This window comes from Acaricomes phytoseiuli DSM 14247, assembly GCF_000376245.1.
GTDB classification, from domain to species: domain Bacteria; phylum Actinomycetota; class Actinomycetes; order Actinomycetales; family Micrococcaceae; genus Renibacterium; species Renibacterium phytoseiuli.
The window spans coordinates 1-24,244 of sequence record NZ_AQXM01000062.1 but is presented as its reverse complement, the minus strand read 5'-3'; the positions used below and the strand labels follow the sequence as shown (position 1 = coordinate 24,244).

Annotated in this window: 19 protein-coding genes and 1 pseudogene; 8 read left to right on the top strand and 12 right to left on the bottom strand. The window is 63.2% G+C overall.

The genetic code is table 11. The features are described 5' to 3' along the window. Positions 1-49: 49 nt before the first annotated feature. Complete coding sequence (locus tag C501_RS0109340; RefSeq protein WP_018135360.1) at positions 50-1,723, bottom strand: COG1361 family protein; 1,674 nt, start codon at positions 1,721-1,723, stop codon at positions 50-52. 47 nt (positions 1,724-1,770) lie between these two features. Then, entirely contained in the window at positions 1,771-3,594 is a 1,824-nt protein-coding gene (locus tag C501_RS0109335) for an RDD family protein (protein ID WP_018135359.1), read from the bottom strand. 289 nt (positions 3,595-3,883) lie between these two features. Between C501_RS0109335 and C501_RS0109330 the strand changes: the two genes are divergently transcribed. Both C501_RS0109330 and C501_RS0109325 read left to right on the top strand, forming a co-directional pair. Next, positions 3,884-5,398, top strand: coding sequence for an aldehyde dehydrogenase family protein (locus C501_RS0109330; protein ID WP_018135358.1), 1,515 nt, complete (start codon positions 3,884-3,886; stop codon positions 5,396-5,398). Between the two features lie 10 nt (positions 5,399-5,408). Then, entirely contained in the window at positions 5,409-7,043 is a 1,635-nt protein-coding gene (locus C501_RS0109325; RefSeq protein ID WP_018135357.1) for a GMC family oxidoreductase, read from the top strand. Here C501_RS0109325 and C501_RS13610 read toward each other — a convergent pair. Beyond that, positions 6,970-8,415: a DUF6025 family protein gene (locus C501_RS13610; RefSeq protein ID WP_018135356.1), complete on the bottom strand. Its 1,446-nt coding sequence runs from the start codon at positions 8,413-8,415 to the stop codon at positions 6,970-6,972. The two genes, C501_RS0109325 and C501_RS13610, sit on opposite strands and share 74 nt — an antisense overlap. Before the next feature lie 102 nt (positions 8,416-8,517). On the opposite strand from C501_RS13610, the gene C501_RS0109315 reads away from it, so the two are divergent. After that, positions 8,518-8,820, top strand: coding sequence for a type II toxin-antitoxin system VapB family antitoxin (locus C501_RS0109315; RefSeq protein WP_018135355.1), 303 nt, complete (start codon positions 8,518-8,520; stop codon positions 8,818-8,820). Between the two features lie 217 nt (positions 8,821-9,037). Here the strand turns inward: C501_RS0109315 and C501_RS0109310 are convergent, their stop codons facing one another. From C501_RS0109310 to aceA, 5 genes and pseudogenes are all read right to left on the bottom strand, one after another. Then, on the bottom strand, positions 9,038-9,715 hold the full coding sequence (locus C501_RS0109310) for a TetR/AcrR family transcriptional regulator (RefSeq protein WP_018135354.1): 678 nt from the start codon (positions 9,713-9,715) through the stop codon (positions 9,038-9,040). 83 nt (positions 9,716-9,798) lie between these two features. After that, on the bottom strand, positions 9,799-9,933 hold the full coding sequence (locus C501_RS14025) for an SRPBCC family protein (RefSeq protein ID WP_018135353.1): 135 nt from the start codon (positions 9,931-9,933) through the stop codon (positions 9,799-9,801). Then, the gene (locus C501_RS14315) at positions 9,934-10,086 is read right to left on the bottom strand and encodes an SRPBCC family protein (RefSeq protein ID WP_156807716.1); all 153 of its coding nucleotides are present in this window, start codon (positions 10,084-10,086) and stop codon (positions 9,934-9,936) included. 202 nt (positions 10,087-10,288) lie between these two features. Continuing rightward, positions 10,289-11,931: pseudogene (gene aceB, locus C501_RS13035) on the bottom strand (malate synthase A). Positions 11,932-12,005: 74 nt separating this feature from the next. Beyond that, complete coding sequence (gene aceA, locus C501_RS0109290; RefSeq protein ID WP_018135351.1) at positions 12,006-13,337, bottom strand: isocitrate lyase; 1,332 nt, start codon at positions 13,335-13,337, stop codon at positions 12,006-12,008. A 148-nt stretch (positions 13,338-13,485) separates the two neighbouring features. Here aceA and C501_RS0109285 point away from each other — a divergent pair, with 148 nt between their 5' ends. Next, positions 13,486-14,991 (top strand): helix-turn-helix domain-containing protein, encoded by a 1,506-nt coding sequence (locus C501_RS0109285; protein WP_018135350.1) that lies wholly within the window; start codon positions 13,486-13,488, stop codon positions 14,989-14,991. On the opposite strand, the gene C501_RS13030 is transcribed toward C501_RS0109285, so the two are convergent. The 3 genes from C501_RS13030 to C501_RS13025 all read right to left on the bottom strand — a co-directional run bounded on the left by C501_RS13030 (position 14,970) and on the right by C501_RS13025 (position 19,655). Then, positions 14,970-15,524 (bottom strand): M23 family metallopeptidase, encoded by a 555-nt coding sequence (locus tag C501_RS13030; protein ID WP_018135349.1) that lies wholly within the window; start codon positions 15,522-15,524, stop codon positions 14,970-14,972. The genes C501_RS0109285 and C501_RS13030 overlap by 22 nt on opposite strands. Positions 15,525-15,632: 108 nt before the next feature. Continuing rightward, entirely contained in the window at positions 15,633-15,830 is a 198-nt protein-coding gene (locus C501_RS0109275) for a hypothetical protein (protein ID WP_018135348.1), read from the bottom strand. 171 nt (positions 15,831-16,001) lie between these two features. Beyond that, entirely contained in the window at positions 16,002-19,655 is a 3,654-nt protein-coding gene (locus C501_RS13025; protein ID WP_245532459.1) for a S8 family serine peptidase, read from the bottom strand. A 272-nt stretch (positions 19,656-19,927) separates the two neighbouring features. Here C501_RS13025 and C501_RS0109265 point away from each other — a divergent pair, with 272 nt between their 5' ends. Then, positions 19,928-22,267 (top strand): carbon starvation CstA family protein, encoded by a 2,340-nt coding sequence (locus C501_RS0109265; protein WP_018135347.1) that lies wholly within the window; start codon positions 19,928-19,930, stop codon positions 22,265-22,267. Next, a complete protein-coding gene (locus C501_RS0109260; RefSeq protein WP_018135346.1) occupies positions 22,264-22,482 on the top strand; it encodes a YbdD/YjiX family protein in 219 nt (72 codons plus the stop codon). The genes C501_RS0109265 and C501_RS0109260 overlap by 4 nt, the downstream gene beginning before the upstream one ends. 1 nt (position 22,483) lies before the next feature. Here the strand turns inward: C501_RS0109260 and C501_RS0109255 are convergent, their stop codons facing one another. After that, positions 22,484-22,888, bottom strand: coding sequence for a hypothetical protein (locus C501_RS0109255; RefSeq protein ID WP_018135345.1), 405 nt, complete (start codon positions 22,886-22,888; stop codon positions 22,484-22,486). A gap of 246 nt (positions 22,889-23,134) precedes the next feature. On the opposite strand from C501_RS0109255, the gene C501_RS13605 reads away from it, so the two are divergent. Further along, positions 23,135-23,470, top strand: a complete 336-nt coding sequence (locus C501_RS13605; RefSeq protein ID WP_083906593.1) for a helix-turn-helix domain-containing protein — start codon at positions 23,135-23,137, stop codon at positions 23,468-23,470. Positions 23,471-23,582: 112 nt separating this feature from the next. Next, complete coding sequence (locus tag C501_RS0109245; protein ID WP_018135343.1) at positions 23,583-24,014, top strand: hypothetical protein; 432 nt, start codon at positions 23,583-23,585, stop codon at positions 24,012-24,014. The last annotated feature ends 230 nt before the right edge of the window (positions 24,015-24,244 follow it).

The window sequence follows — 24,244 nt, the reverse complement described above, 5'->3', positions numbered from 1 at the left end:
CGGGAGTGATTCACTCCCGCCCTCTTAGCTCGAGAGAAACCGGCTCGGCTTACGTTGCGCTGCGCCGCCGTCCTGCAAGTGCGAGGAAATAGCCCAGGGCGAGCCCGAGAACGATCGCTATGAGGCCCACCAGAACCATCGGCCAGATCTCCTGGGATGACTGAGCCTGGTTGATAGCGGCTGTCTCCTCCTGGGGTGTCGCAGAAGAATTCCCTTCCGGCGTCGGGTCAGCACTGATCGAGCCGCCGCTCTGGGGGTTGGGCGACGGGGTCGAGGAGTTCAAGTCCGGAATCCGGTTCAGCCGGTCCGCCACTGCACTGAAGGGATTGCTGATGCCGATGGCACCTAGCTGGTGCGCCAGGGGCGGTAGCGCCGGTGCTGGTGCGGGGCTCGGCGGCAGGATCTGCGTCGGCTGCGTTGTCGTTGGTGTAGTCACCGGTGGTGTGATGATGACCACCGGTGGCGGAGTAACAATAACCGGTGGCGTCACGATGGTCTCCTTGGGCGGGAAGACCGCGATCCAGGTGGCGGCCAGCCGCAGGTCGCTCGTCTGGCTGCTTTCAGCATTGGCTACGGCCGAGATCTGGTAAAGGCCGGGAGTAGCCGAAGCCGGGATCTGAACAAGGGTTCCGGGTAGTACGCCGTTCGAAATCTCTACGCCGCTGGCCAGTACCGCTAGCACCGAGGTGCCGTCCGCATCGTAGATTTTCAGGTCCACCGGGTAGGGGGTGTCGTTGTCGGAGAAGCCGCTCCCGCTCACCGTGGTGCTGAAACCGGCTTGGCCGCTGTCCTGTTCGACCTGGAGGGTGGCATTGCCCTTGCGCACGTAGACAGTCAGCTGCTGCTGAATTCCCGTCGCCGGGTCGGTGACCGTCACCGGATATTCGCCTTCCGGTGCGAAAGGGCTCACCTTCAGTTCGAAAGTGAAGTTTCCGTCCTGATCTACCGCAGCTTGGCCGCCCGTCAGGTAAAAGGTAGTGGCGATCTGGAGCGTGCTTCCGGGTTGGTAGCCGCTGCCCTTGATGCTGATGCTGGTTCCAGGGGAAACCGGCAGATTGGGGCCGCTGATCCGAGGGTCGTAGAGGTAGACCTGAATATCGTCTGATGACGTTGTCACCGACTGCTCATCCGCATCCTGGTATGTCGCTGTGAGCCGGTAGGTTCCCGGGGCCTGATCCTGCGGGATGTCGCAGCTGATGGTCTGTCGCAGGGCGCCAGGGGCGACGGTGCACAGCAGGTCATCGGGCTTATCGGCTGAGTTATCTGTGGAGACCAGCGATGCGGTGACGTGCTGATCTGCACCCAGGCCCTCGATGGCACCGGTCAGGGTCTTTCCGGCAGCGATAGCGGCTTTGTCTGCGCTGACTTTTACGGTGGTCGCCTCTGCTATCGGAGACTCCGGGGCTGCTGATGGGCGCGGATCTGATGCCGGCGTGGGGGTGGCCGGAGCGCTGGGTTGCTGCTCTGCTGGAGTCTCGGCCTGGACTTTCTCCTGAGATGCAGTGTGCACGGTTTCAGGGGAAGCCGCCGGGGTAGCGGTTTCCGGAGTGACCGGCTGGCCCGGGGCTGGTTGATCAGTGCCGACTGATGGCTGGTGGCTGGTGGCTGGGGCCTTGTCCACCGGAGCTTCGGTTGCTTGCGCGGTCACGGCAGGCAGAGCAACCAGGCCCCCGATGACGAGCGCCGCTAAGCTCCCTCTGATGATCTTGGTTTCTCGTTTCACGACTGATTTCCTCCATTGGATTCCGTGCGGGCTAGTCGGCGACCGGGTCAAGGCGTGAACCTCTGCAGCTCTCTGTCTGTGGAGATGAGAACGATGCCGTCCTGGGCGATCGCCAACGGCACTATTCCGGAGAACAGTGTTGCCTTCTCCTCTTGTAGGAAGACGGTTCCTTCGGAAAGCTCGCCGATGATCCCGTTGCCTAATATGTCTGAAACTTTGATGTTCTGCGCAGTGATGTCCTGGATTGGTAATCCATTGGATAGATTATAAGCATATCCAGCATAAGATGCCCAGACAAAGCCTTTGCCACGGTTCCACGAGGGGTTTTCGTCGACCCTGGACTTCGTCACCTCCAAGCTAGAGAGCAGCTCGCCGGTGGTCAGCCGGTAGGTCGAGATTGTGATCGGGCTGTTCGCATCGCTGCTGTTCGGATAGGCGGACCACAGTGTTACTGCGAGCCCGTGGCCTGCAGTCACCCAGTCGACGAACTGCAGATTCTCTTGGGGGGCATTCAGCGGAATGTCCTGACGGTCCTTTCCGTCCGGGCTGCTGATGGTCAGCGTGCCGCTGGATCTCGTGCTGATCAGTTTCCCGTCATCGACACTTCGCGCGAAGGCCCCCTCGGGGTGGGTCATTTCAACCAGCCCGGTGGTGTCGGGAGTGAAGAACTTCCCCTCGTCGTTCTGCACCAGGATGTTCGTCCCGGCAGCGCTGACCTGGGCATCGGTGTCGATATCCATCGCAACCGCAGCTGACTCACCCATGGAAGGGGCCCAGCCGTAGAGCTGATTGCCGCTGCGCCAGATGAGCCCGGCTTCTTCACCGAGTCGGGTTTCCTGGGTGAAGGCGACATCTCCGTCGAGCGGCAGTTCATTGATGGTCTCGCCGGTGCGGTTATCCAGGATCGTCAGTTTCCGGTTGTCGAAGATGAAAGTCCCGGCTTCGGTGGAAACGGCGCTGGCCGCTGCGCCGAGCTGTCTTTGCCAGGTGGGGCCATCAGCGAAGCCGGGGAACCCGCTCGGGACGCTGGCGGCCAGCGGCACCTTCTGCTGCGCCAGGGCAACGGCACTGAAGTCGGTCGGACTGTCGAGGTGGATGCTCGGCTGCAGGGCGTTCGAGGTCCAGGCGGCGCTGGTGGCTAATGCTCCGATGATCACGAAGCTCGCTACGGCTTGCAGGCCGGGGATGAGCCATGCGGGCCTGGCTGTGCCCGGCTGGTGTTCCTTGGGCGTTGAACTTCGCTGGGGATCTTCGCCCGGGGCGTCCGCAGCCTTTGGGCCGGGTGCTGTTTCACCGGTGCGGTAGGCGGCGGACCACGGTTTGGGTGCGGGCGGGTAGGTGTTGAGCTTCGCCTGGGCCTCGGGGCTGACCCACTCTTCTGGATATATCGGATAGTAGGCGGGTTCAATATTGAGCGGGTCCACGCCCTGCCTAATATCCAGAACGGTGCTTCCGCCGAGTTTGTGCTGCCAGCTCGTCTCGTCCGATGGGTTCTTGCGAAGCTGCTGCCAGGCCAGGAGCGGCCCGGCTGCCAGGCTGAGTATGCCGCCGAAGAACGCTGCCCCTCGAAGTAGTGTGGCGCTGAACTTAGCGGGGTGGCCGGTCTCTGCCGAGACGACGCGGAGCCCGGTGATCCGCTTGCCGAGGCTCTGCCCGCTATGGGTCAGCATGGTCACCAGGATCAGGGCGTAGAACACTCCGGTCGCGGCGAGGATCGTCAAGCCCACGATGCCCGGGCCCACCAGTGGGCTGAACCCCTCGGTGAAGACCAGTACGGCACTGACGGCGACGGGCAGCGCGAAGATCAGAAGGTCGAGGATATAAGCCGCCGATCTGCGGATCAGGGAGGCTTGAATAACTCCTTCGGGCACGGTGGTATCTTTCGCTGTCGGGCCAGGCGGGGTAGCTGGAGCTTGGGAAGCGACCCCTGGGCATGATAAATACATTTAAAAGTGTAATTGATTGTAATCCAATCGTGGATTTTAAGAATAAGACTTAGTGTTTTGTTACGCGGTCACACAGCGCTCAGCTGCAAAGAGCAGGCTAGCTCCGGCTCAATCGCCTCGCTAGTCTTTCCGCTGCCTTTCCCAGAGTTGCCTCACACCAAGCCCCGTCAAGGCCTGGCAGTATTGATTCGGGAAATCTTTACAAGGAGCGAGGATGAACACCACCGGCATCAGAACCCTTTTCATCGACGGGCAGTGGGTGTCCGCCGCTGAAGGCGGAACCCGCGTTATCCACTGCCCAGCGGATAACACTCTGGTCGCAGAGGTCTCCGAAGCCACGCGTGCTGATGCGGAAGCCGCTATCGCGGCAGCTCGCCGGGCTTTCGACAGCGGAGTCTGGTCCTCCGTGCCGGCCGGGGAGCGCGGCAACTTCCTGCTCCGGGTCGCTGCAGGTCTGCGCGAGCGGCGGGAGGACTTCGCCCGGGCAGAGAGTCTGGACACCGGCAAGCGCCTGGTGGAAAGCCGGATCGATATGGATGACATCGCCGCCTGCTTCGAGTACTTCGGCAAGATCGCAGACCAGGATGCAGGCCGCATCGTCGATGCCGGCTCCGCGACCGTAGTGAGCCGGGTCGCCTACGAGCCTGTGGGCGTCTGCGGGCTCATTGCTCCCTGGAACTATCCGCTGCTGCAGGCGGCCTGGAAGATGGCCCCGGCGCTCGCCGCCGGATGCAGCTTCGTGCTCAAGCCGAGCGAGCTCACCCCGCACACCGCGATCCTGATGATGCGCCTCTTCGAGGACCTTGGCCTGCCTGCGGGTGTCGCCAATCTGGTGCTCGGGGCCGGCCCGGAGGCGGGCGCGCCGTTGGCGGAGCACCCGGACGTGGACTTGGTGTCCTTCACCGGCGGCCTGGCCACCGGCCGGATCATTGCCGCGGCGGCTGCGAACACCGTGAAAAAGGTCGCCTTGGAACTGGGCGGCAAGAATCCCAATATCGTCTTCGCCGATGCTGATCTCGATGCCGCTCTGGATAACGCGCTCAACGCTGCTTTCGTCCACTCCGGGCAGGTCTGCTCCGCGGGCGCCCGACTGCTCGTGGAACGCCCCGTCGCCGAGGATTTCGTGAACCGACTAGTGAAACGCGCCGAGCAGATCCGTCTGGGCGGCCCCTTCGACGAGGCCGCGGAAACCGGGCCGCTGATCTCCGAAGCGCACCGGGAGAAAGTGGCCGGATACGTGCAGACCGCGCTCGCTGAGGGGGCGCGGCTGCGCTGCGGCGGGAAAGCGCCGGACACAGCGGAGCTGGCCGATGGCTACTACTACCTGCCCACCGTGCTCGATCAGGTCAGCCGAGGGGATTCGGCCTTGGTCGACGAAGCCTTCGGCCCCGTGGTCACGGTCGAGGTCTTCGACGGTGAAGACGAAGCCGTAGAACTGGCCAACGATACGCATTACGGCCTGGCCGGTGCGGTCTGGACGCAGGATGCCGGGAAGGGCCAGCGGGCTGCGGCACGGCTGCGGCATGGCACGATCTGGATCAACGATTTCCACCCCTATCTGCCGCAGGCCGAATGGGGCGGGTTCAAGCAGTCCGGGGTGGGCCGCGAGCTGGGGCCGACGGGGCTCGACGAATACCGCGAGGCCAAGCACATCTATCACAACATCGACCCTGCGGTGACGGGCTGGTTTCCCGAACACGGGGCAGCGGCACAAGCGGCAGCGAAGTAGGGGAGCGGCAGTGACGGGAACAGAATTCGATTACCTTGTGATCGGCGGCGGCTCGGCAGGTGCCGCGGTCGCGGCGCGACTCAGCGAGGATCCGCAGAGCAGTGTGGCGCTCATCGAAGCCGGCCCGGATGATCGCGGCCTGGACGAAGTGCTGCGCCTGGACCGCTGGATGGAACTGCTCGAATCCGGCTACGACTGGGATTACCCGGTTGAACCGCAGTCGCACGGCAACTCCTTCATGCGGCACGCGCGGGCGAAAGTGCTGGGCGGCTGTTCCAGCCACAACTCCTGCATCGCCTTCTGGCCGCCGCGCGAGGACCTCGACGACTGGGCGGAGCGGTTCGGCTGCGAAGGCTGGGACGCGCAGGCCATGTTCGAGGTGCTGCGCCGGCTGGAGAGCAATGACGATGCAGAGCCGATGGCCGATGGCGGCCAGCACGGCCAGACGGGCCCGGTGCACCTGATGACCATCCCGGCCGCCGATGCCTGCGGGGTGGCGCTGCTGGACGCCTGCGAGCAGGCAGGGATTCCCCGTGCCCGGTTCAATTCCGGGCAGACAGTGGTCAAGGGCGCTAACTTCTTCCAGGTCAACCGCCAGGCGGATGGTACGCGAGCCTCTTCCTCGGTGTCCTATCTGCACCCGCTTATGGAACCCGGGGCGCGGCCGAACCTCACCGTGCTGACCGGTAAATGGGCCAAGCGGCTGACCTTCGCCGTGGATGCGGAGGGGCAGCAGCGCTGCACCGGTGTTGAAGTCGTCGACAACGCCTTCGGCAAGGCGCAGCAGCTCACCGCCCGCCGGGAAGTGGTGCTGAGCGCCGGGGCGATCGATTCGCCCAAGCTGCTCATGCTCTCCGGCATCGGGCCCGCGGAGCATCTGCGCGAGCACGGCATCGAGGTTCTCGTGAACGCCCCCGGAGTCGGGGAGAACCTGCAGGATCACCCCGAAGGCGTGATCCAGTGGGAGGCGAAGCAGCCGATGCCCCAGGAGTCGGTGCAGTGGTGGGAGATCGGCATCTTCACCCAGACCGAGCAGGCTTCTTTCGGGGAGGAGCCCAATGCCGGGCGGCCGGACCTCATGTTCCATTACGGTTCGGTGCCTTTTGATATGCACACGGTGCGCCAGGGCTACCCGAGCACGGAGAACGGTTTCTGCCTCACCCCGAATGTCACGCACGCTCGCTCGCGGGGTACCGTCCGGCTGCGCAGCCGCGACTACCGGGATAAGCCCATGGTGGATCCCCGGTACTTCACCGACCCGGAGGGCCACGATATGCGCGTGATGATCGCCGGGATCCGGGAAGCCCGGAAGATCGTTGCGCAGCCGGCGCTCGCGGACTGGGCGGGTGCGGAACTCTACCCGGGGCCGGAGGCGCGCAGCGATGAGGAGATCGCCGACTATCTGCGCCGGACCCACAATACGGTGTACCACCCCGCCGGGACGGTGCGGATGGGCGCCACCGATGATCCGGACGCCCCGCTTGACCCCCAGCTGAGGGTCAAGGGCGTCGCGGGATTGCGGGTGGCTGATGCTTCGGTGATGCCCGAGCTGACGACGGTGAACCCCAATATCACCACGATGATGATCGGGGAGCGCTGTGCTGAGCTGATCCGTGCCGCTGACGCGGGGGCCGGCTCTCACTGAGACCTTTCGACTCTTCCATGAGCACGCCTAGCAGGAGACTGGCCTGACGCATGGTCAGTGATCCTAGTGCGGCGGGACTATGCGGGGTGCCATCCACAGGGCCGTCAGCGGCTCCGCTGAATACGCTCCGAGTCATCCGGAATCGGTCTACATAATACGGATCCAGATCTCCGCTGTGTTCATTGAGCCACTTCTGGACGATGCTCCTGATCTCTTCTGTTGCAACCTGCGCGTCAGGTGCAGAGGCTCCTGTGCTATCACGGACGGAATTCATCAAGCTGTCCGCTAAGGCGCAATCGACATCGAACTCGGCCGGCGGCAGAAGAGATAAGATCGGCGCGGGCAGCAGAGTGAAGTGGGGAGAGGCGGAAATTTCTTCAAGTCCTGCCAGCGCATTGCTGATCTGCCGCAGCGTCCTGCGATTCGCCCGCCGGCTGAAGTACCCGCCGGAGATTGGCGGGCACCCGGCCATGCTGACCGCTCCCCAATGCGTATGAATCGGGCTCTTCGTCTGAAAGCAGTCGATATAAGCGAAGAGGCACAGTAGTGCGGTAGCGCCGAGCAAAGGGAGATAGTGATCTTCCGGGTGCGGGACGGAATGCGTCTCTGGGTGATCGAGCGCGCCGAAGCGCAAGCCGGAGATCGTAGCCTCGACCAGATCACCGATTGAACCGTATCGGGTGCCGGAGACAATGAACTCCGAGCCCATAACCTCCGGTGCGGCACCGCGTTTGCCCTGATAGCTCACGCTCGAACCGAAGACTTGCTTCAACGAGAGCTCGCCCGGGGAATTCAGCGCTTTATCGACCAGAGCGGTCAGCGCCCGGTGCAGAAGCTCCGGGTCGTCGCAGAGGATCGTGGGAATGGTCGTGGCTTCATCGAACATTTCCAGCTCTTCGGCCCGGGACTGAATGAGCGGGGCTATCCCGGTTCCCGTTTCCACATAGGCGAATGCGGCGCAGATGCTTTCATCCGGGCTGGTCTCGATGAACCGCTGACCGCGTTTGATGAAAACAGGCAACCGGCGGTACCTCTTCTGATGCACCTGGCCGGCTGGCAGATAGATGGTGTCACCGTCGTCCATTGCGAGCGTTTCCGTGAAGGTATGGGCGTGAACCACCGGCGTCCCGAGCCGAAGATCCCGGCAGATGTAGCGGTTGTAATCGAGTAGCCCGGCTTGGCCGGCCCAGATCGTCTCCCAGTTACCGATATGACCGCTGCGAACCGCTCGGCTCGGAGCAGTGGAAACGGCTGCGAAAACATCAGACACCGTGTAATTGCTGAGCCCCAGATGACTCAGCCTCAGCTCAGCGCTTTCCCGTGCTGAGGCTCCGGCAAGATCCTTTTCCAAGATCCGGTCAAGCGTTCGCATCGGGCTCTCCTTCGCTTCTGCTAAGTAACCATTCGGCCACAAAATGCCGCTTCGGCACGACACGATCTGCGTTATAGCTCCAGGTTCTCTACGCTAGTAGATGTGATCTTCAAATCAGTAGGAGACCAGCGGCCGTATCCCGAGCACGGTCTGCGCAGCCCCAAGGACTGGGCTGCTGTTCCCCCACGCCAGGTTCGGCTGGATGAGCTGATCACCACGAAGAGTACGCTCGACCTTGCGGCGCTACTCGCCGAGGACTCCACATTCTTCGGTGATCTCTTCCCGCATGTGGTGCAGTGGCGAGGCTCGTTGTATCTGGAGGACGGCCTGCACCGAGCGGTGCGCACTGCACTGCACCAGCGAGCCCTGCTGCACGCACGAGTGCTCAATCTCGACGAGCGCTAAAATCTTTTGGATATTTTTAGAAAAACTGCGTCATGATCTGCTTCTTACGGATACACCTGAATGTCGATCAGTAGCAGATATTGAGGGGGGCTTCTGGCCGGCATTCGCCGTTCACGCATATTCCCACCAAAGATTATGCGCTCGTTCCGGGGGTGGCCTTCGTTGTGTGAAGCGCCACCCCCGGAACGGGAACGTTACAACTTAGGCGTTCAGGAAATTAAGCCGCACCGTCGATGGACTCATCCGCTGCATGCACGAACAATGGCCTACCCGATTCATCGAAGCGCGCTCCCGCTCCAGCCTGAATGAAGCGGACGGTCGCCTCGATCTGCTCCTGCTGTTCGGCGGATAGTTCGGGGACCGCCTCGCTCTGAGGGCTGCGGGAGATATTCGCGGTGAGCGAGCCGTGGATCAATTGCGCCAGCTGGTTCACATCCGTCTGCGGCAAGTAGCCTTCGGCCATCGCGCGTTCCAGGATGTCTTGGAGTAGCGCGCTCAATTCGCCTACGTGGCCCGATAGTTTCGCGAAGGACTCAGCGGAGAGTACGGACCGTATGGTCGGCCCCGGCGGCACGTGGCGCTTGGAGAGGTCTTCGATCTGCGCCCGGACGTAGCAGGTCAGCTGATCCACGGGATTGTTCAGCCGGCCGAGTTCCTTTTTGAGGCCTTCCAGAAAGCGTCCCGTCTCATCGAGGGCGTAAGCGACCAGAAGCTGTTCCAGGTCTGCGAAGTAGTTGTAGACTGCAGTGCGCCCCACGCCGGCGCGGCGTGCGACATCGGTCATGGTCAGGCCGGGTAGGCCGTGGCTGAAGAGCAGTTCCCCGAAGGCGTCGAGCACTTTGCGCTGAGTGAGTTCGCGCTGCTCGGCGTTACTTGAGGCGATGATCCGGGGCATGCGGACATTTTACCGGATTCCGTCAGCAAAAGCTCTTATGGGCTGAGTAGCTTCTGACCCAGCTCAGCGAATCAGTGGAAGCTTCAGCCCATCGGGAGGGCAGCGCCCGTCTCCAAGAGACTCTTGAGGCTCGAAATCACCGAGGGCCAGCCGCCGCAGACGCCTTCCCGGATCGCGCTACCGACCTCGAATCCGTCATGGGTGACGGTCAGTTTCACTCAATCACCCGGGAGCTCCAGTTCGAAGGTTACGGCGGAGCGCTGCTCTGCGACTTGCGGGGCGAATTCTTCTTCCGTGAGCCCCAGCATGCCGCGGAACTCATCGGTCATCGTGTGCCAGGTGTAGCCGAGCCGATGCGGGGCGTCCGCCACCGTGACCACCTGCTCGGGGCCCTCGATAGTGACCTGATCGAAATGATGCTCCCAGTGCTCCTATCACGGTATGGCCAGCGTCTTTCTCGACAAACTACCGGAAGCATCAAGACAAGACGCAGGGTGCTGATCGGGGAGTTCCTGTCAGCACCCTGCGTCTGTCTGTCCCCTTGATTTCAGAGGAATCTTATCGGTATCGGCCTCACACCGCGGCGGCGAGCTCCCGTTCCGGTGAACCGCACAGGTACCGGGCGTAGGCGGGTACCGTGAGGAAGGTCGGGAAGGTCTCGCCGAGGGAGACTTCCTCGAAGATCTCCCGCGCTTCATCGAAGCGATCTCCCTCGAATCGCTCCATTTTGCCGAACTCCTCTTCGGTCAGCTCCCGGACCCAGTCTTCGGTGATGACTTCGCCCTCATCGGTGATGGCCTCGGAGTAGATCCACTGCCAGATCTGCGAACGCGAGATCTCCGCGGTGGCGGCATCCTCCATGAGGTTGTGGATCGCAGCCGCACCATTACCGCGCAGCCAGGATTCGATATAGCGGATGCCCACCTCGATATTCATCCGCACGCCGGTCTCGGTGATCGCCCCTTCCGTCTCCGCGATGCTCAGCAGGGCTTTGTCGTCCGGGGTGACGTCCTCGCGCTGCTTGTGGATCTGATTCGGCTGATCGCCCAGTACCGCATCGAAGACTTCCATCGCCACCGGAACCAGATCCGGGTGCGCTACCCAGGAGCCGTCGAAGCCGTCGTCGGCCTCCCGGGTCTTATCCGCGCGGACTTTCTGCAAGGCGGTTTCGTTGGCTTCCGGATCCCGCCGGTTGGGGATAAACGCCGCCATGCCCCCAATGGCCATAGCGCCGCGCCGGTGGCAGGCGCGGACCAGCTGCTCCGTGTACGCCCGCATGAACGGTGCCGTCATCGTGATTTCATTGCGATCCGGCAGCACGAACCGCGGGCCCCGGGTGCGGAAGTTCTTGATCACCGAGAACAGGTAGTCCCAGCGCCCGGCGTTCAGCCCGGAGGCGTGATCCCGCAGTTCGTACAGGATCTCCTCCATCTCGAAAGCCGCGGTGATGGTCTCGATCAGTACGGTCGCCCGGATCGTGCCCTGTGGGATGCCCAGCAGGTCTTGAGCGAGTACGAAGATATCGTTCCAGAGCCGGGCTTCCAGATGATTCTCGATCTTCGGCAGGTAGAAGTACGGGCCTTTGCTCTGTGAGATCAGCCGCTGGGCGTTGTGGAAGAAGTAGAGACCGAAATCGACTAGACCGCCGGCCACCGGCTTATCGTCGATCAGCAGGTGCTTCTCCGGCAGATGCCAGCCGCGCGGCCGGACCACGATGGTCGGGTTCTCTGCGTCCAACTTGTACTCTTTGCCCTCGGGGGAGGTGAAGTCGATCCTCCGCTCGAGGGCGTCGATCAGGTTGAGCTGGCCGTTGATGACGTTCTGCCAGCTGGGTGTGGAGGAGTCCTCCATATCAGCCAGCCAGACTTTCGCCCCCGAGTTGAGTGCGTTAATGGTCATCTTCCGGTCCACCGGGCCGGTGATCTCGACGCGGCGGTCCTGCAGGCCCGGTGCCGGGGGCGCTACTCGCCAGTGGGATCCTCGCGGATGGCGGAAGTCTCTCGGAGGAATCGGGGGTCCACGCCATTGCCGATCTGCTGGCGGCGCAGTTGCCGGGCTTGCAGGAGTTCTTGCCGCTGCCCGGAACTGGCCCGGTGCAGAGCCGCGATGAAGTCGAGCGCCTCCGGGGTGAGGATTTCATCCTGGCGAGGAATGGGCGGCGAAGTCAGGGTGATCCCGTTGACGGTGATCCCGTTCAGGCTGTTCGTGGAATTCATGGTGCTTCTCTCCTTCGGAGGAATGCGTGCGTTCGGGGTGAAGGCCCAGTGGGGTGGGGCTCAGAGTGTTGAACTCAGTGGAATTGTTGAGCCTCGGTGGAGCCCGCCAGAGCCAGGGTGCCGCTCGTCGGGTTCAGCGCGGTGGCGACGAGGTCGAAGTAGCCGGTGCCCACTTCGCGCTGGTGTTTGGTCGCGGTGTAGCCGCGTTCTTCGGATCCGAATTCGCGCTCCTGCAGCTCGACATAAGCGCTCATGCCCTCCCTGGCGTAGCCGTGGGCGAGGTCGAACATCGAGTAGTTCAGGGCGTGGAAGCCGGCCAGGGTGATGAACTGGAACTTGTAGCCCATGGCACCGAGTTCCCGCTGGAACTTGGCGATCGTGCCATCGTCCAGGTGCTTCTTCCAGTTGAACGAAGGTGAGCAGTTGTACGCGAGCATCTGATCCGGGAACTCGACCTTGACGGCTTCGGCGAATTTCTTGGCGAGTTCGAGATCCGGGGTGCCGGTCTCCATCCAGATGAGATCCGCATAGGGTGCATAGGCCTTGGCCCGGGCGATGCTGGGCTCCAGGCCGTTGCGCACTTCGTAGAAGCCCTCGGCGGTACGGCCACCGGTGAGGAAGGGCTGATCCCGCTCGTCGACATCGGAGGTCAGCAGGGTCGCTGCCTCGGCGTCGGTACGGGCGATGATCACCGACGGCGTGTCGGAGACATCCGCTGCGAGCCGGGCCGCATTGAGCGTGCGCACATGCTGCTGGCTGGGGATGAGCACCTTGCCGCCCAGGTGGCCGCACTTCTTCTCGCTGGCCAACTGATCCTCCCAGTGCACACCGGAGGCCCCGGCGGCGATCATGGACTTCATCAGCTCGTAAGCGTTGAGCGGCCCGCCGAAGCCTGCCTCGGCATCGGCGACGATTGGCACCAGCCAGTCCTCAACGGATTGCTTGCCTTCGGAGAATTCGCTCTGATCGGCGCGCAGCAGCGCGTTGTTGATGCGGCGGACCACCGCGGGCACCGAGTTGGCCGGGTAGAGCGACTGATCCGGGTAAGTCTGCCCGGAGAGGTTAGCATCCGCGGCGACCTGCCAGCCAGAGAGGTAGATCGCCCGTAGCCCGGCCTTGACCTGCTGCACCGCCTGGTTGCCGGTCAGGGCTCCGAGGGCGTTGGTGTAATCCGGGTTGCTGCCGGTTCCGGCATTGCGGATCTGATCCCAGAGCTTCTCTGCGCCCCGCCGGGCCAGGGTGTGTTCTTCCTGAACCCGGCCGCGGAGCTTGACCACATCAGCGGCGGTATAGTCGCGCTGGATTCCTTCCCAGCGCGGATTCGCAGCCCAGTCCAGTTCCAGGTTCTGCACGGCCTGTTCCTGCTGAGTGCCCTCGTGGTGACCCGGGGTGGTGTGCTCCGACATGTCCTTGCTCCTTCAGCGTGTTGCTTTCACTGGGCCGGGGAAGAACCTCGGCGGAAATTCTTGATAAAACATACTTTTCTCTGGTTTCAGAGAGGTTTCTAGAGGAAAACTCTGGAAATATTTGCATTTCTTCTCATATTCTTAAGAAATGGCGCTTGATGAGAGCGCTCTGAGCAGCTGGCAGCGCCCAGCCCCTGCTGCGGACCGCAAAAATCCCGCTGAACTCGACGTCATCAGCCTCGACCGCCGCATCCGTCATCTGCGCAAAGCCGCGAAGCTCACGCTCGATGATCTGGGGGCTAAGGTGGGCGCGGCGCCGAGTCAGCTCAGCCTGATCGAGAATGGCAAACGGGAACCCAAGCTCGGCATGCTCCAGTCCCTAGCACAGGAGCTGGGCGTCGGCATCGACGAACTGCTGGGCCAGGAGCCGCCGAGCCGCCGGGCAGCGCTGGAGATCGAACTTGAACGGGCCCAGCGCAGCTCGCTCTACGCGACGCTGGGGCTGCCGACGGTCCGGATCTCATCCCGGCTTCCGCTCGATGCCCTGGAAGCTCTCGTGGGGCTGCAGCAAGAGCTGGAGCGAAAGCTCGAAGAGCAGATCGCCACTCCGGAAGAAGCCCGGCGCGCCAACACCGCACTGCGGCATCAGATGCGCGAGCGGAACAACTACTTCGGGGAGTACGAAGCAGAGGCCGAGGCGGTGCTGGCCGCCGTCGGTTATTCCGGCGGCCCGCTTTCCCAGCACGTCATCGCCGATATCGCCCAGCATCTCGGCTTCACCCTGCATCATGTGAGCGATCTGCCGCATTCCACCCGCAGCGTGATGGACCTGAAGAACCACCGCATTTACCTCACCCAGTCCAACCGCAGCGAGCACGACCCGCGTTCGGTGCTGCTGCAGGCTCTGGGGCACTTCGTGCTGGGCCATCAGACCCCGAAGAGCTACGGCGAATTCCTGGAGCAGCGAGTGGCGACGAACTACTTCGCCGCGGCCCTGCTGCTGCCGCAGCGGCAGACCGTCGACTTCCTGCAGCGCGCGAAGGCGAATAAGAGCATCGCGGTCGAGGATCTTCGGGATGCCTTCGCGGTGTCTTATGAGACCGCAGCGCACCGCTTCACGAACCTGGCAACGGAGCACTTGGGCATTCTGACCCACTTCCAGAAGGTGCACGAATCCGGCATCGCCTACAAGGCTTATGAGAATGATGGAGTCACCTTCCCCACGGATCACACCGGGGCCATCGAGGGGCAGCCGATCTGCAAGTACTGGACCTCGCGGGAAGTCTTCAGTGTCAGCGATAAGTTCAGTGCGTACAACCAGTACACTGACACCCCCGCGGGAACGTACTGGTGCACTGCCCGGACTGAGCGCTCCGGCGGAGGGCAGTTCTCGCTGAGCATCGGGGTTCCCTATGCCCATGTGAAGTGGTTCCGGGGCCGGGAGACCACGGAGCGATCGGTCTCCCGCTGCCCGGACGAATCATGCTGCAAGCGCCCGCCCCGGGAACTCTCCGCGCAGTGGGCCGGTAACGCCTGGCCCAGCGCCCGGGCGCATTCGCACCTGCTGGCGGCTATGCCCCCGGGGGTCTTCCCGGGCGTTGACGAAACCGAGGTCTACCGGTTCCTGTCGAGTTATGCGCCGGAGGATGCTTGACCCGGCTCCTCAGCCGTAGACAGGCTTTCTAGATTCTCCGGAATGCCGCCGGGGTGAATCGTCCAGGGCAGCCCTGCCGCGCGTGAGATCGAGGCGATGTCTTGCCGCTGGCAGTGCAGATGGGGTTGCGTGGAATTCCCGGAGTTCCCGCATTCGGCGATGACCTCGCCCAGCGCAATCGTTTGCCCCGGGGAGACCCGGACGCTCCCGCGGCGCAGGTGCGCGAAGACGAAATGTGTGCCGTCTTCCAGGCGGAGCACCACGTGATTACCCACTATCCGGTTCGCACCGAGAAAATCCCGGACCACTGATTCCAGGTAGAAATAGGCGAGCGCCCAGGTGGAGGTCCGGCTGCGATGATCCCTGGCCCGGTCGTAGACCCGGACGACGATTGCCGGTGCCGGCGCATACAGTGGTTGCCCGAAAGAGAGGAAGTCTGACGGTGGCTGAAAGCCGGAGCCGGCCTTCTTGGCGTCTGTGTTCTTGGCGTCAGGCTTCAGCGCATCTGAGTCTGATTCCAGTAGCAGATCCACTGCGAAAGTCTGCCCGTAGCCGTGCGTCCCGTGGCTAGGAACTTTCGAGGACGGTGAGTTGACCGCCGTCCAATCTCCTCGTACCGGGGAAGCCAGGGGCAGGGGTTCTTAATCCGGAATCGGGCTGAGAATGGTGAGCACAACGCCCAGGATGATGCATGCAGCAGCTACCAGGCTAGCCCAGGGGCCCGTCTTCCCACTGCCGAAAACGGCAGGGCCGGCATAAGCCCAGATGATCGAGCCGAGTGTGATGAGTATGCCGATGATGACTAACGGCCGCCGGATACGGGCAGCAATGCGGACCATGGGTCAACTTTCGACGCTGAAGAGGACATGCCGGGCAACTACAGGCTCTTGAAGGTCAAGCCAAACTCATCGTCAGCAGACAATCAAGCAGATGACAGAGCAGCATCCGGCAGAGCAACGGTAGGCTGGGTGTGACACCCGGCCTGCCGTTGCTCTAGTGATGACGTGGGATCAGTGCCTGCGCGGCCTCACCGAGAGCATTGCCGCTCCGCCTAGAAGGGTGATCAGCACAGCTGCCGCGCCGAGCATCAGTAGCCATTGGGGAACCCCGGTGTCGCTCAGGGTATCGCCCGCGGTCGTGACCGTCCCGGAGCCACCGCCCCCGCCATCGTTTCCGCCGCCATCCGTTCCAGGGGAAGGCGTTGCCGTCGTCGGTTCTCCGGTGTTCCCCGGAGGGGCCGTCGTGTCGGTCGGTGTGGGAGTTGGGGTGCTGGTGGTGGTCGGTTCCGGCTCAATGACCGCGATCGGCAGTACTTCGGCGCGCTGGCCGCCATCGCCGTCCGCACCCAAGTTCCCGGTCGCATTCTGCAGGTGCAGGAAAAGGGCTTTGGCGTCGGTCAGCCCTGCGCTCCGATTGGCTGTCAGCGTGGTCTCCGGCTTATCCAGGAACAGCGCGCTGCCGGTGCCGTCATCGAACCATAGTGATGGGTTAGCCGGGTCGAAGGTCTTCGGCTCGGTCTGATCCACGGGTACCAGCCGGCCGTCTTTGACCTTCAGTGATGAATAGGTGGTGACCTGGTAGCTGAGCGGTGCCGGGTTGTTCAGATCGAGACCCAGATCCCTGGCGTAGACGGGCAGCACCATGACATTGGTGTCCATGGTGTTGCTGTCCACAGAGCCGTCGAGGTCGTTGAGCGGGCGGATGGCATCGGGATTAGCCGCTAGCCGCCCATCGGCCTGGTAGCGATACAGTGCAGCCACCGGAAGATCCACGCCGGTCACGTTGCCGAGCCGCAGCTGGAAGTCGTCCTTCCCATCGGCATTGGTATCAATATCCACATAGACCCGGTAGAAGTTGCTCAATGCCGCCCAGTTTCCCCAGGTGCTGATGCCGAACTGGATATCAGCGTCGTTCGGATCCAAGCCGGCGGCCTTCAGCGCGAGCGCATTCGATGAAACACCTACGTACTGCAGATCCATGGACCGCACTGCGCTGTTCTGCCCGCTGCCCTCGTCGAGGACTTTATCCTGCCGTGGGCTGCTGCTCTGCAGCTCGAAAGCGCCCAGCAGGGAGTTGTAACCATCCCCGCCGATCGGCCCCTGAGCCAGTGGCCTGCCGTTGAGATCGACGCCGGTGCTCTGCGCCTCGGCATCGGAGAACTCCAAGGACTCTCCAGCGGTCATCGCGGAGACCGGCTTCGGCGCGGTATACACGGGAACCCGGAGCGTCGGGGTCTCCGGAGCGCTCAGCTCCAGACGCCCGGAAGCTTCCGCGATGAATTGACGCGGCAGCTTCCGATCGCCCTGCACCCGGTCCATGGTGGGATCCAGGGTCTTGCGCAAGGCGGTGGGGTCGGTGATCGTGAGTGTGATGTCCACGGTGCTCGATCCCTGTGCCGGTACGCTCACGGTGGACCCGATCTGGTACTCCACGCCGGGCACCGTGGTGGCCGGGAGATACTGCACCGAGTAGTCACGAGCAGTGCTACCGGTGTTCTTGACCGTGACCTGACGCGTGATCGAAACGGGCTGATCGGTCACTTCGAGTACCCCGAAGTTCACGCTGGTCAGCTCCGGATCATCGGTGGCGAAAGCGTAAGCCTCCGTAGTGACCGCATCGAGCGCGTCCACCCGGCCCGAGCCCACCCGCCCGGGGCCATAGACATTCTCACCGCGGTAGACGTCCTGATTGGCGGTATTCATGACAATCGACTTCACATCGAGTGCCGGCAGCTTGGTCTTGGCCATCACGAGAGCGGCGATGCCGGAGACCAGCGGTGCGGACATCGAGGTACCGCTTTTGACGGAGGCCCCATTGCCGGAGCCCACCGCAACCGATCCGATGGAGGTGCCGGGCGCCGCGACATCGGGTTTCACGATGCCGTTCGAGCCGTGCACACCACGAGAAGAACTCGGGTTCAGTGTATCCAGAGCGTTGGTCGGCCCGCTGCCGGTGCCTTTGTACTCCGCGCTGAGCCGGATCCGCAGGGTTCCGGCCTCGGCGTCGGGGCGCAGCTGATCCGAGAAACTCTTGGTCAGCTGCACGCCCGGGATCGTCTGATTCCCGGCGATCCCGCTGCCGAAGACCTCGAGGCTCGAATCGAGCACCACCCCTTTTGCCCCGGCCTTCTCAGCATTGTCGAACCGGGCCGTCGAGCCGCAGCGGCGCGTACTGCTGTTCTCATCCCAGCTCAGCCAGACCCACTGCCCGTCCACCCTGGCGGCGTCCTCGGCCGAGAACGGCTGGCAGCCATCGGCGTTCTGCCCGGCCGGCCCGTTGACCACCGTCCCGGTGAGCTGTTCAGCGGTGAATTTGCTCGGATCGAAGCCAGAGTACTGGCCCACCGCCTGCCCTCTTTGCGGTGCCAGCACATCTACGCGATCCAGCGCGATCCTGGAACCCACCGAATTGGCCACGGTGAGTGCGAACTTGGCGTTCCCCGGGGTTCCACCGATGTCATAGAAGTCGCCGGAGTTGCCCGAGGAGATCACGGAGAGCACGCCGTTCCGGGTCAGCGCACCGATCACGTCGTTCTCCGGATCCGCGGCCGGGGCGTAGGTGGAGCCCAGGGAAAGATTCACGATGTCCGCGCGGTCATCGAAATTACCGTCCTGGTTTGGGTCCAGGGCGCGGTCCAGAGCCTGGATGGTCAGATTGGTGCTGCCGGCGCAGCCGAAGACCCGGAACGCCATGAGCTGAGCCTCCGGTGCCGAACCCGGGCCGATCCGCATCCCGCCGACCTGATCGGCGGTGAGTTCGGAGTACTGCGGGTTGCCGTTCTGCCCGGCCCGGAAGGTCGTGCCGTCTTCGTTCACCCCGTACCCGGCGACAGTGCCGGCCACATGAGTGCCATGACCGCCGGCCCGGCAGTCCAAGGGGTTGTTATCCGGGTTCGGGACCGGCTGGTAATCCGGGCTTGATGTGCTGGCGTTGTAGCTATCCCCGGCGAGATCGTAGCCGCCGATGAACTTCTGCGGATCGTAAGTTCCGGGAACCAGCTCGGGTGAGGCCGCCGCCTGATTGAAGGCCTCCTGGGTTCCAGGGCCACCGAAGCCGGTGTGGGTGTAATCGACACCGGAATCGATCACGGCCACTTTGACGCCCTGACCGGTCTGGCCGGTTTTGACCCAGGTGTTCAGGGCCCGGGTATCGATGACGGTGTTCTTGTTCTCCGGGATGGTCTTGGGGACGATCGGGGTGATTTTCACGACGTCAGGACGATTGCTGAGCTCCCGGAGTTCGGCGGCATCGCCGTTGAGCGCCACCCCGGGCAAGGTGTTCGTGGTGGTGTAGAGCGCAGTGGCAGAGGCTTCCGCGCTGACATCCTGGGCGGTCTGCTCGATCTCGTCACGGATCTGGCTCACGCGCTGAGCGGCATCCACCGGGGCCGCACGGTTCTCCTTGACCGACTCCGGCTGCGTGGCCGCATAAGCGCCCTGGCCGGAGAACTGGACGTAAACGGCCACCGGGCCGTCAGCTGCAGCCAGTTCCGGGCTGATCTTGACCTCGGGCGGGATGGTGGAGGCCGCCTCGCCACTGGGGACTCGATCGGCGGCGAACGCCGGCATCACGGCGCTTCCGGCAAGGGTCAGGGCGATGGCCCAGGCCAGGGAGATTCGACGTTTTTTCCTGCGGGCGCTGTCGATCATCGACGCGTGGATCATGGGTTCCTCCCGATGAATTCGCGGTATTCGCGAGCGGCCCCCCACGGACCGTTGATTGATACCATACGTGACCCATGTCTCACCGAGAAACATTACGTCTTCTTAGCGCTTTCTCAGCACCGGTTTCGTCTCGGCCTGACGCCTCCCACCCTTCAGTGGTGCGCTGTGGCGGCTCAGAATCGCTCTGAGCCGCCACAGCGCACCACTGAACTTCATCGCGCAACAGGGAGTAACCTACTTCCAGAGTTCATAGCTTTCTCAAGGAGGAGAACATGAGCCATAGTGCTCAGCCCGATCCGGCTCCCACTCCCGGCGTTGGAACTGTTGAAACGATGCCGCCGGCCGCAGTAGATCCGGAGCAGCTCGAAGCCGAAACCCAGCATTGGACGCCGGTGAAGATCGCGATCTGGGTCGGCATAGGCCTGCTCGGCGGCCTGGCCTGGGTGATGCTCGCCGTGGTCCGCGGGGAGACGGTCAACGCCATCTGGTTCGTCTTCGCCGCGGTCTGCAGCTACCTGATCGGCTACCGCTTCTACTCCAAGTACATCGAGAAGCATCTGCTGCGCCCGGATGATCGCCGGGCCACTCCCGCGGAGTACAAGGCCGATGGCAAGGATTACGCGGTGACGGACCGGCGGATCCTCTTCGGCCACCACTTCGCCGCTATCGCGGGCGCCGGGCCCCTGGTAGGGCCGGTGCTGGCAGCGCAGATGGGGTTCCTGCCGGGAACCATCTGGATCATCGTCGGGGTGATCCTGGCCGGAGCGGTTCAGGACTACCTGGTGATGTTCTTCTCGATGCGCAGGGGCGGGCGCTCCCTGGGGCAGATGGCCCGGGATGAGCTGGGCGTCATCGGCGGCACCGCGGCGATCATCGCCACCATCGTGATCATGGTGATCATCGTGGCGATCCTGGCCCTCGTGGTGGTCAACGCGCTCGCGGAGAGCCCCTGGGGTGTCTTCTCGGTGTCGATGACCGTGCCGATCGCCCTGTTCATGGGCTGCTATCTGCGCTTCCTGCGCCCGGGCAAGGTCACCGAGGTCTCCGTCATCGGCTTCGTACTGCTCATGGCCGCGATCATCGGCGGCGGCTGGGTGTCCAATACCGAGTGGGGTGGAGCGTTCTTCCACCTCGACAAGGTCACCATCGCCTGGGGCATCATCATCTACGGCTTCATCGCCGCGGTGCTACCGGTCTGGTTGCTGCTGGCACCCCGTGACTATCTCTCGACCTTCATGAAGATCGGCGTTATCGTGATGCTGGCGCTGGCGATCATCATCGTCCGGCCGGAGATCAGCGTCCCGGCGTTCAGCGAATTCGCTTCTCGCGATGACGGGCCCGTGTTCACCGGCTCCATCTTCCCCTTCCTCTTCGTGACCATCGCCTGCGGGGCGCTTTCCGGATTCCACGCCCTGATCTCCTCCGGCACCACGCCCAAGCTCATCGAGAAAGAGCGCCAGACCCGGTTCATCGGGTACGGCGGGATGCTCATGGAATCTTTCGTGGCCATCATGGCGCTTGTCGCCGCGCTGTCCATCGACCGGGGCATCTACTTCGCGATGAACTCCTCGGCCGCGGCCACCGGTGGAACCGTCGAGGGCGCAGTGGCCTTCGTGAACTCGCTGGGCCTCTCCGGGGTGAACCTGACCCCGGAGATGTTGACGCAGACCGCCCAGGACGTGGGGGAGCAGTCCGTGGTCTCCCGTACCGGCGGTGCGCCGACCCTGGCTGTGGGCCTGGCGCAGATCATGCATCAGTTCGTGGGCGGCCAGGCCTTCATGTCCTTCTGGTATCACTTCGCGATCATGTTCGAGGCCCTGTTCATCCTGACCGCAGTGGACGCCGGGACCAGGGTCTCCCGGTTCATGCTCCAGGATGCGCTGGGGAACTTCGTCCCCAAACTCAAGGACACCGCCTGGCGGCCGGGGGCGTGGGGTGCCACCGCGGTGATGGTCGCCGCCTGGGGCGCTGTGCTGCTCATGGGCGTGACCGACCCGCTCGGCGGGATCAATACGCTCTTCCCGCTCTTCGGTATCGCCAATCAGCTGCTTGCGGCGATTGCGCTCGCGGTCTGTCTGGTGATCTGCGCCCGTTCCGGGAGGTGGAAGCGGCTCTGGATCGTCGGCGCTCCGCTGGCCTTCGCCGCGGTGGTGACGACCACCGCCTCGTTCCAGAAGATCTTCTCCCCGGTGCCGGCGGTGGGGTACTTCGCGCAGAACGGGGCTTTCCGCCAGGCGCTGGCCGATGGCAGAACATCTTTCGGTACCGCGAACAGCACCGCGGCGATGGAAGCAGTGGTGCGCAACACCCTGGTCCAGGGTGTGCTGTCGGTGACTTTCGTGGTGCTGGCGATGATCGTCATCGCGGTGGCCTGTTGGGTGACGTTGCGCCTCTGGCTGCGCAGCCGCGGAGATATTCAGGCCGATGACGCCCAAGTCGAAGATGCCGGTGTGGTCGAGGGCTTCGAGGATCCGGCGGTGCCCTCCAGGATCTACGCACCCGCGGGTTTCCTGGCGACGCCAGCAGAGAAAGAGCTGGAGGCGGAGTGGCTGCGCTACCTCGAGTCCTTGCCGGCATCGGAGCGGGCCCGAATGGTCAGGAGCGGGCATTGAGCGGCTCTGTCACCCGTCAGTCGGCCGCTGCTGTGCGTCGGGCTTGGCGCTCGCTGCGCTGGCTGATCCGGGGAGTTCTGGGCGAGGACGCCTATGAACGCTACCTCGCTCATCACGTAGCGACGCACCCGGAATCAGCGCCGATGACCGCGGCTGAGTTCTGGCGGGATAAAACGGACCGGCAAGACGTCAACCCGCAGGGCCGCTGCTGCTGATTCAGGGTTTCTGAAATTTCTGGCCCGCGGCGCGGATGACGTGCAGTAGCGCATCCGTCATGTCATCGGAGAGATCACGGGTATTCACCGGAAGCTGCTCAGCCAATTTCGATTCCGGATTCTCAACATCCAGGCCGAGGCTGGCGGCATAAGCGAGCACGATGGTGCGCACCGGCAGTTTCAGGATCAGTGCTAGAGCTCGGAAGGTATCCGGATTCTTCGGCCAGCCTTTGGGGCCGGACTTCGCCAGCTCGTTGAGGTACTGGAATTTGATCGAGAAACCGGCTTGTTCAGCACGGGCGGCAAGCTCACGATAGGAAGCGCCGCTGCTGCGCCGTTCGGCGAGAATGAGCTCGCCGATGGAGCTGCGGTCTTCCGATGCTTCGGAGCTGCGCTGATGTGCCACCTTGCTTAGCCTTCCCTCGATCCCGAGATGTCAGAAGTTTATCTAACCGTCTACCAGATTTCTGCCCTGCTCTGCGTGCATTTCCTGCCGTTCATATTGTGAGTGCTAGCCGGTATAAACATACCGTCTACCAGTTGTAGATAAAAAGTACCTCAATAATTGACAGTTGTTTATTTTCCAAGGGACACTGGTGCGAATCGCGGCGGATTGATACCGGCCGGAGGGGAGAGTCGGAGGGGATGATCGATGCGCCTGAAGAGTTCAGTAACGCTACGCGCCTTGATGCAGCAGGAAGGGTTATCGCTGAATCAGCTGGCTGTTCGCGCGGGTTGTTCTAAGGGCTTCATCTCGCATCTGCTATCCGGCCGGCGGACATCCTGCACCCCGGCTCTGGCGCAGCGCATCAGCAGAGCCCTCGGCGTGCCGGTGACCGCGCTGTTCAGTCTTTCCACGCCCTTGCCGGAGGGGTTCGACCCTTTTGCTGCTGTTCAGCGCTCGACCGGTTCGGGGCCACCGCGTATTCCCGGGCGGGGTCCGTACGGCTTGCCGGGCCGGAGCGCCCGTGAGCCGGGAAGATTCTGAAAGTATCGCAGGCCCGGTGCGCGGACTGAGCGCTGCATGAGATTATGACTTTGTGAATCGCACCGAGCCCGCCTGCCGCTGCCGCGCTGGCAGCTGACGTCAGGGCTGTTGAATGCGATTATTCTCCAGGTTCCGGGCTGAACGGCGTCTCGAAGAAGAGCTCGGCAAGGGCGTGTGGCGGCGCGTGCACGACAGGTTCCGTCGCGGCCTGGATCGTTTCCATCAGATCCTCGAGGGCATTGATGACCCTGCACTTCACGAGGCGGCGGTGCCCCTGGCGGATCAGCTGGCCGAAGGCCTGCCCAGAGTGCACCGTTTGTGCCGGCGCGCTCAGAAGATCGCTCCCAGTGAGAATTTCGAACTTCCCCAAGGCGATCTCAATGCGCTGCACCGGGAGCTGAGCCAGGCGGCCAATGCGCTGGCCACGGCCGCGGAGGCACTGGCCATGGCCCGCTTCGGCGAGGCCGATATGCCCGCGGTGCGGCGTCGCGTCGCGCGGGTAGAGGAGCATCTGAGCGCTGCGGAGCAGTTACCAGGGCTGTAAATCTTGATCCAGGTACTTCCTACTCTGAGCTGATGCCGAAAGCCGCGCGCGCGATATTCAATGATTTACGGCGAGAGTCATCCAGCGCTTTTCTAGAGGGAGGTCTTATGTTTTGGGTCTGTCCCGGGTTTGGTTGACAGTTGGGGTTTGGGGTGATCAGGCCGCTTTCGCGTCCGTGTAGATCGTCTCAAACTCTACGGGAGTGAGTTTGCCGAGGCCGCGTTGCCGGC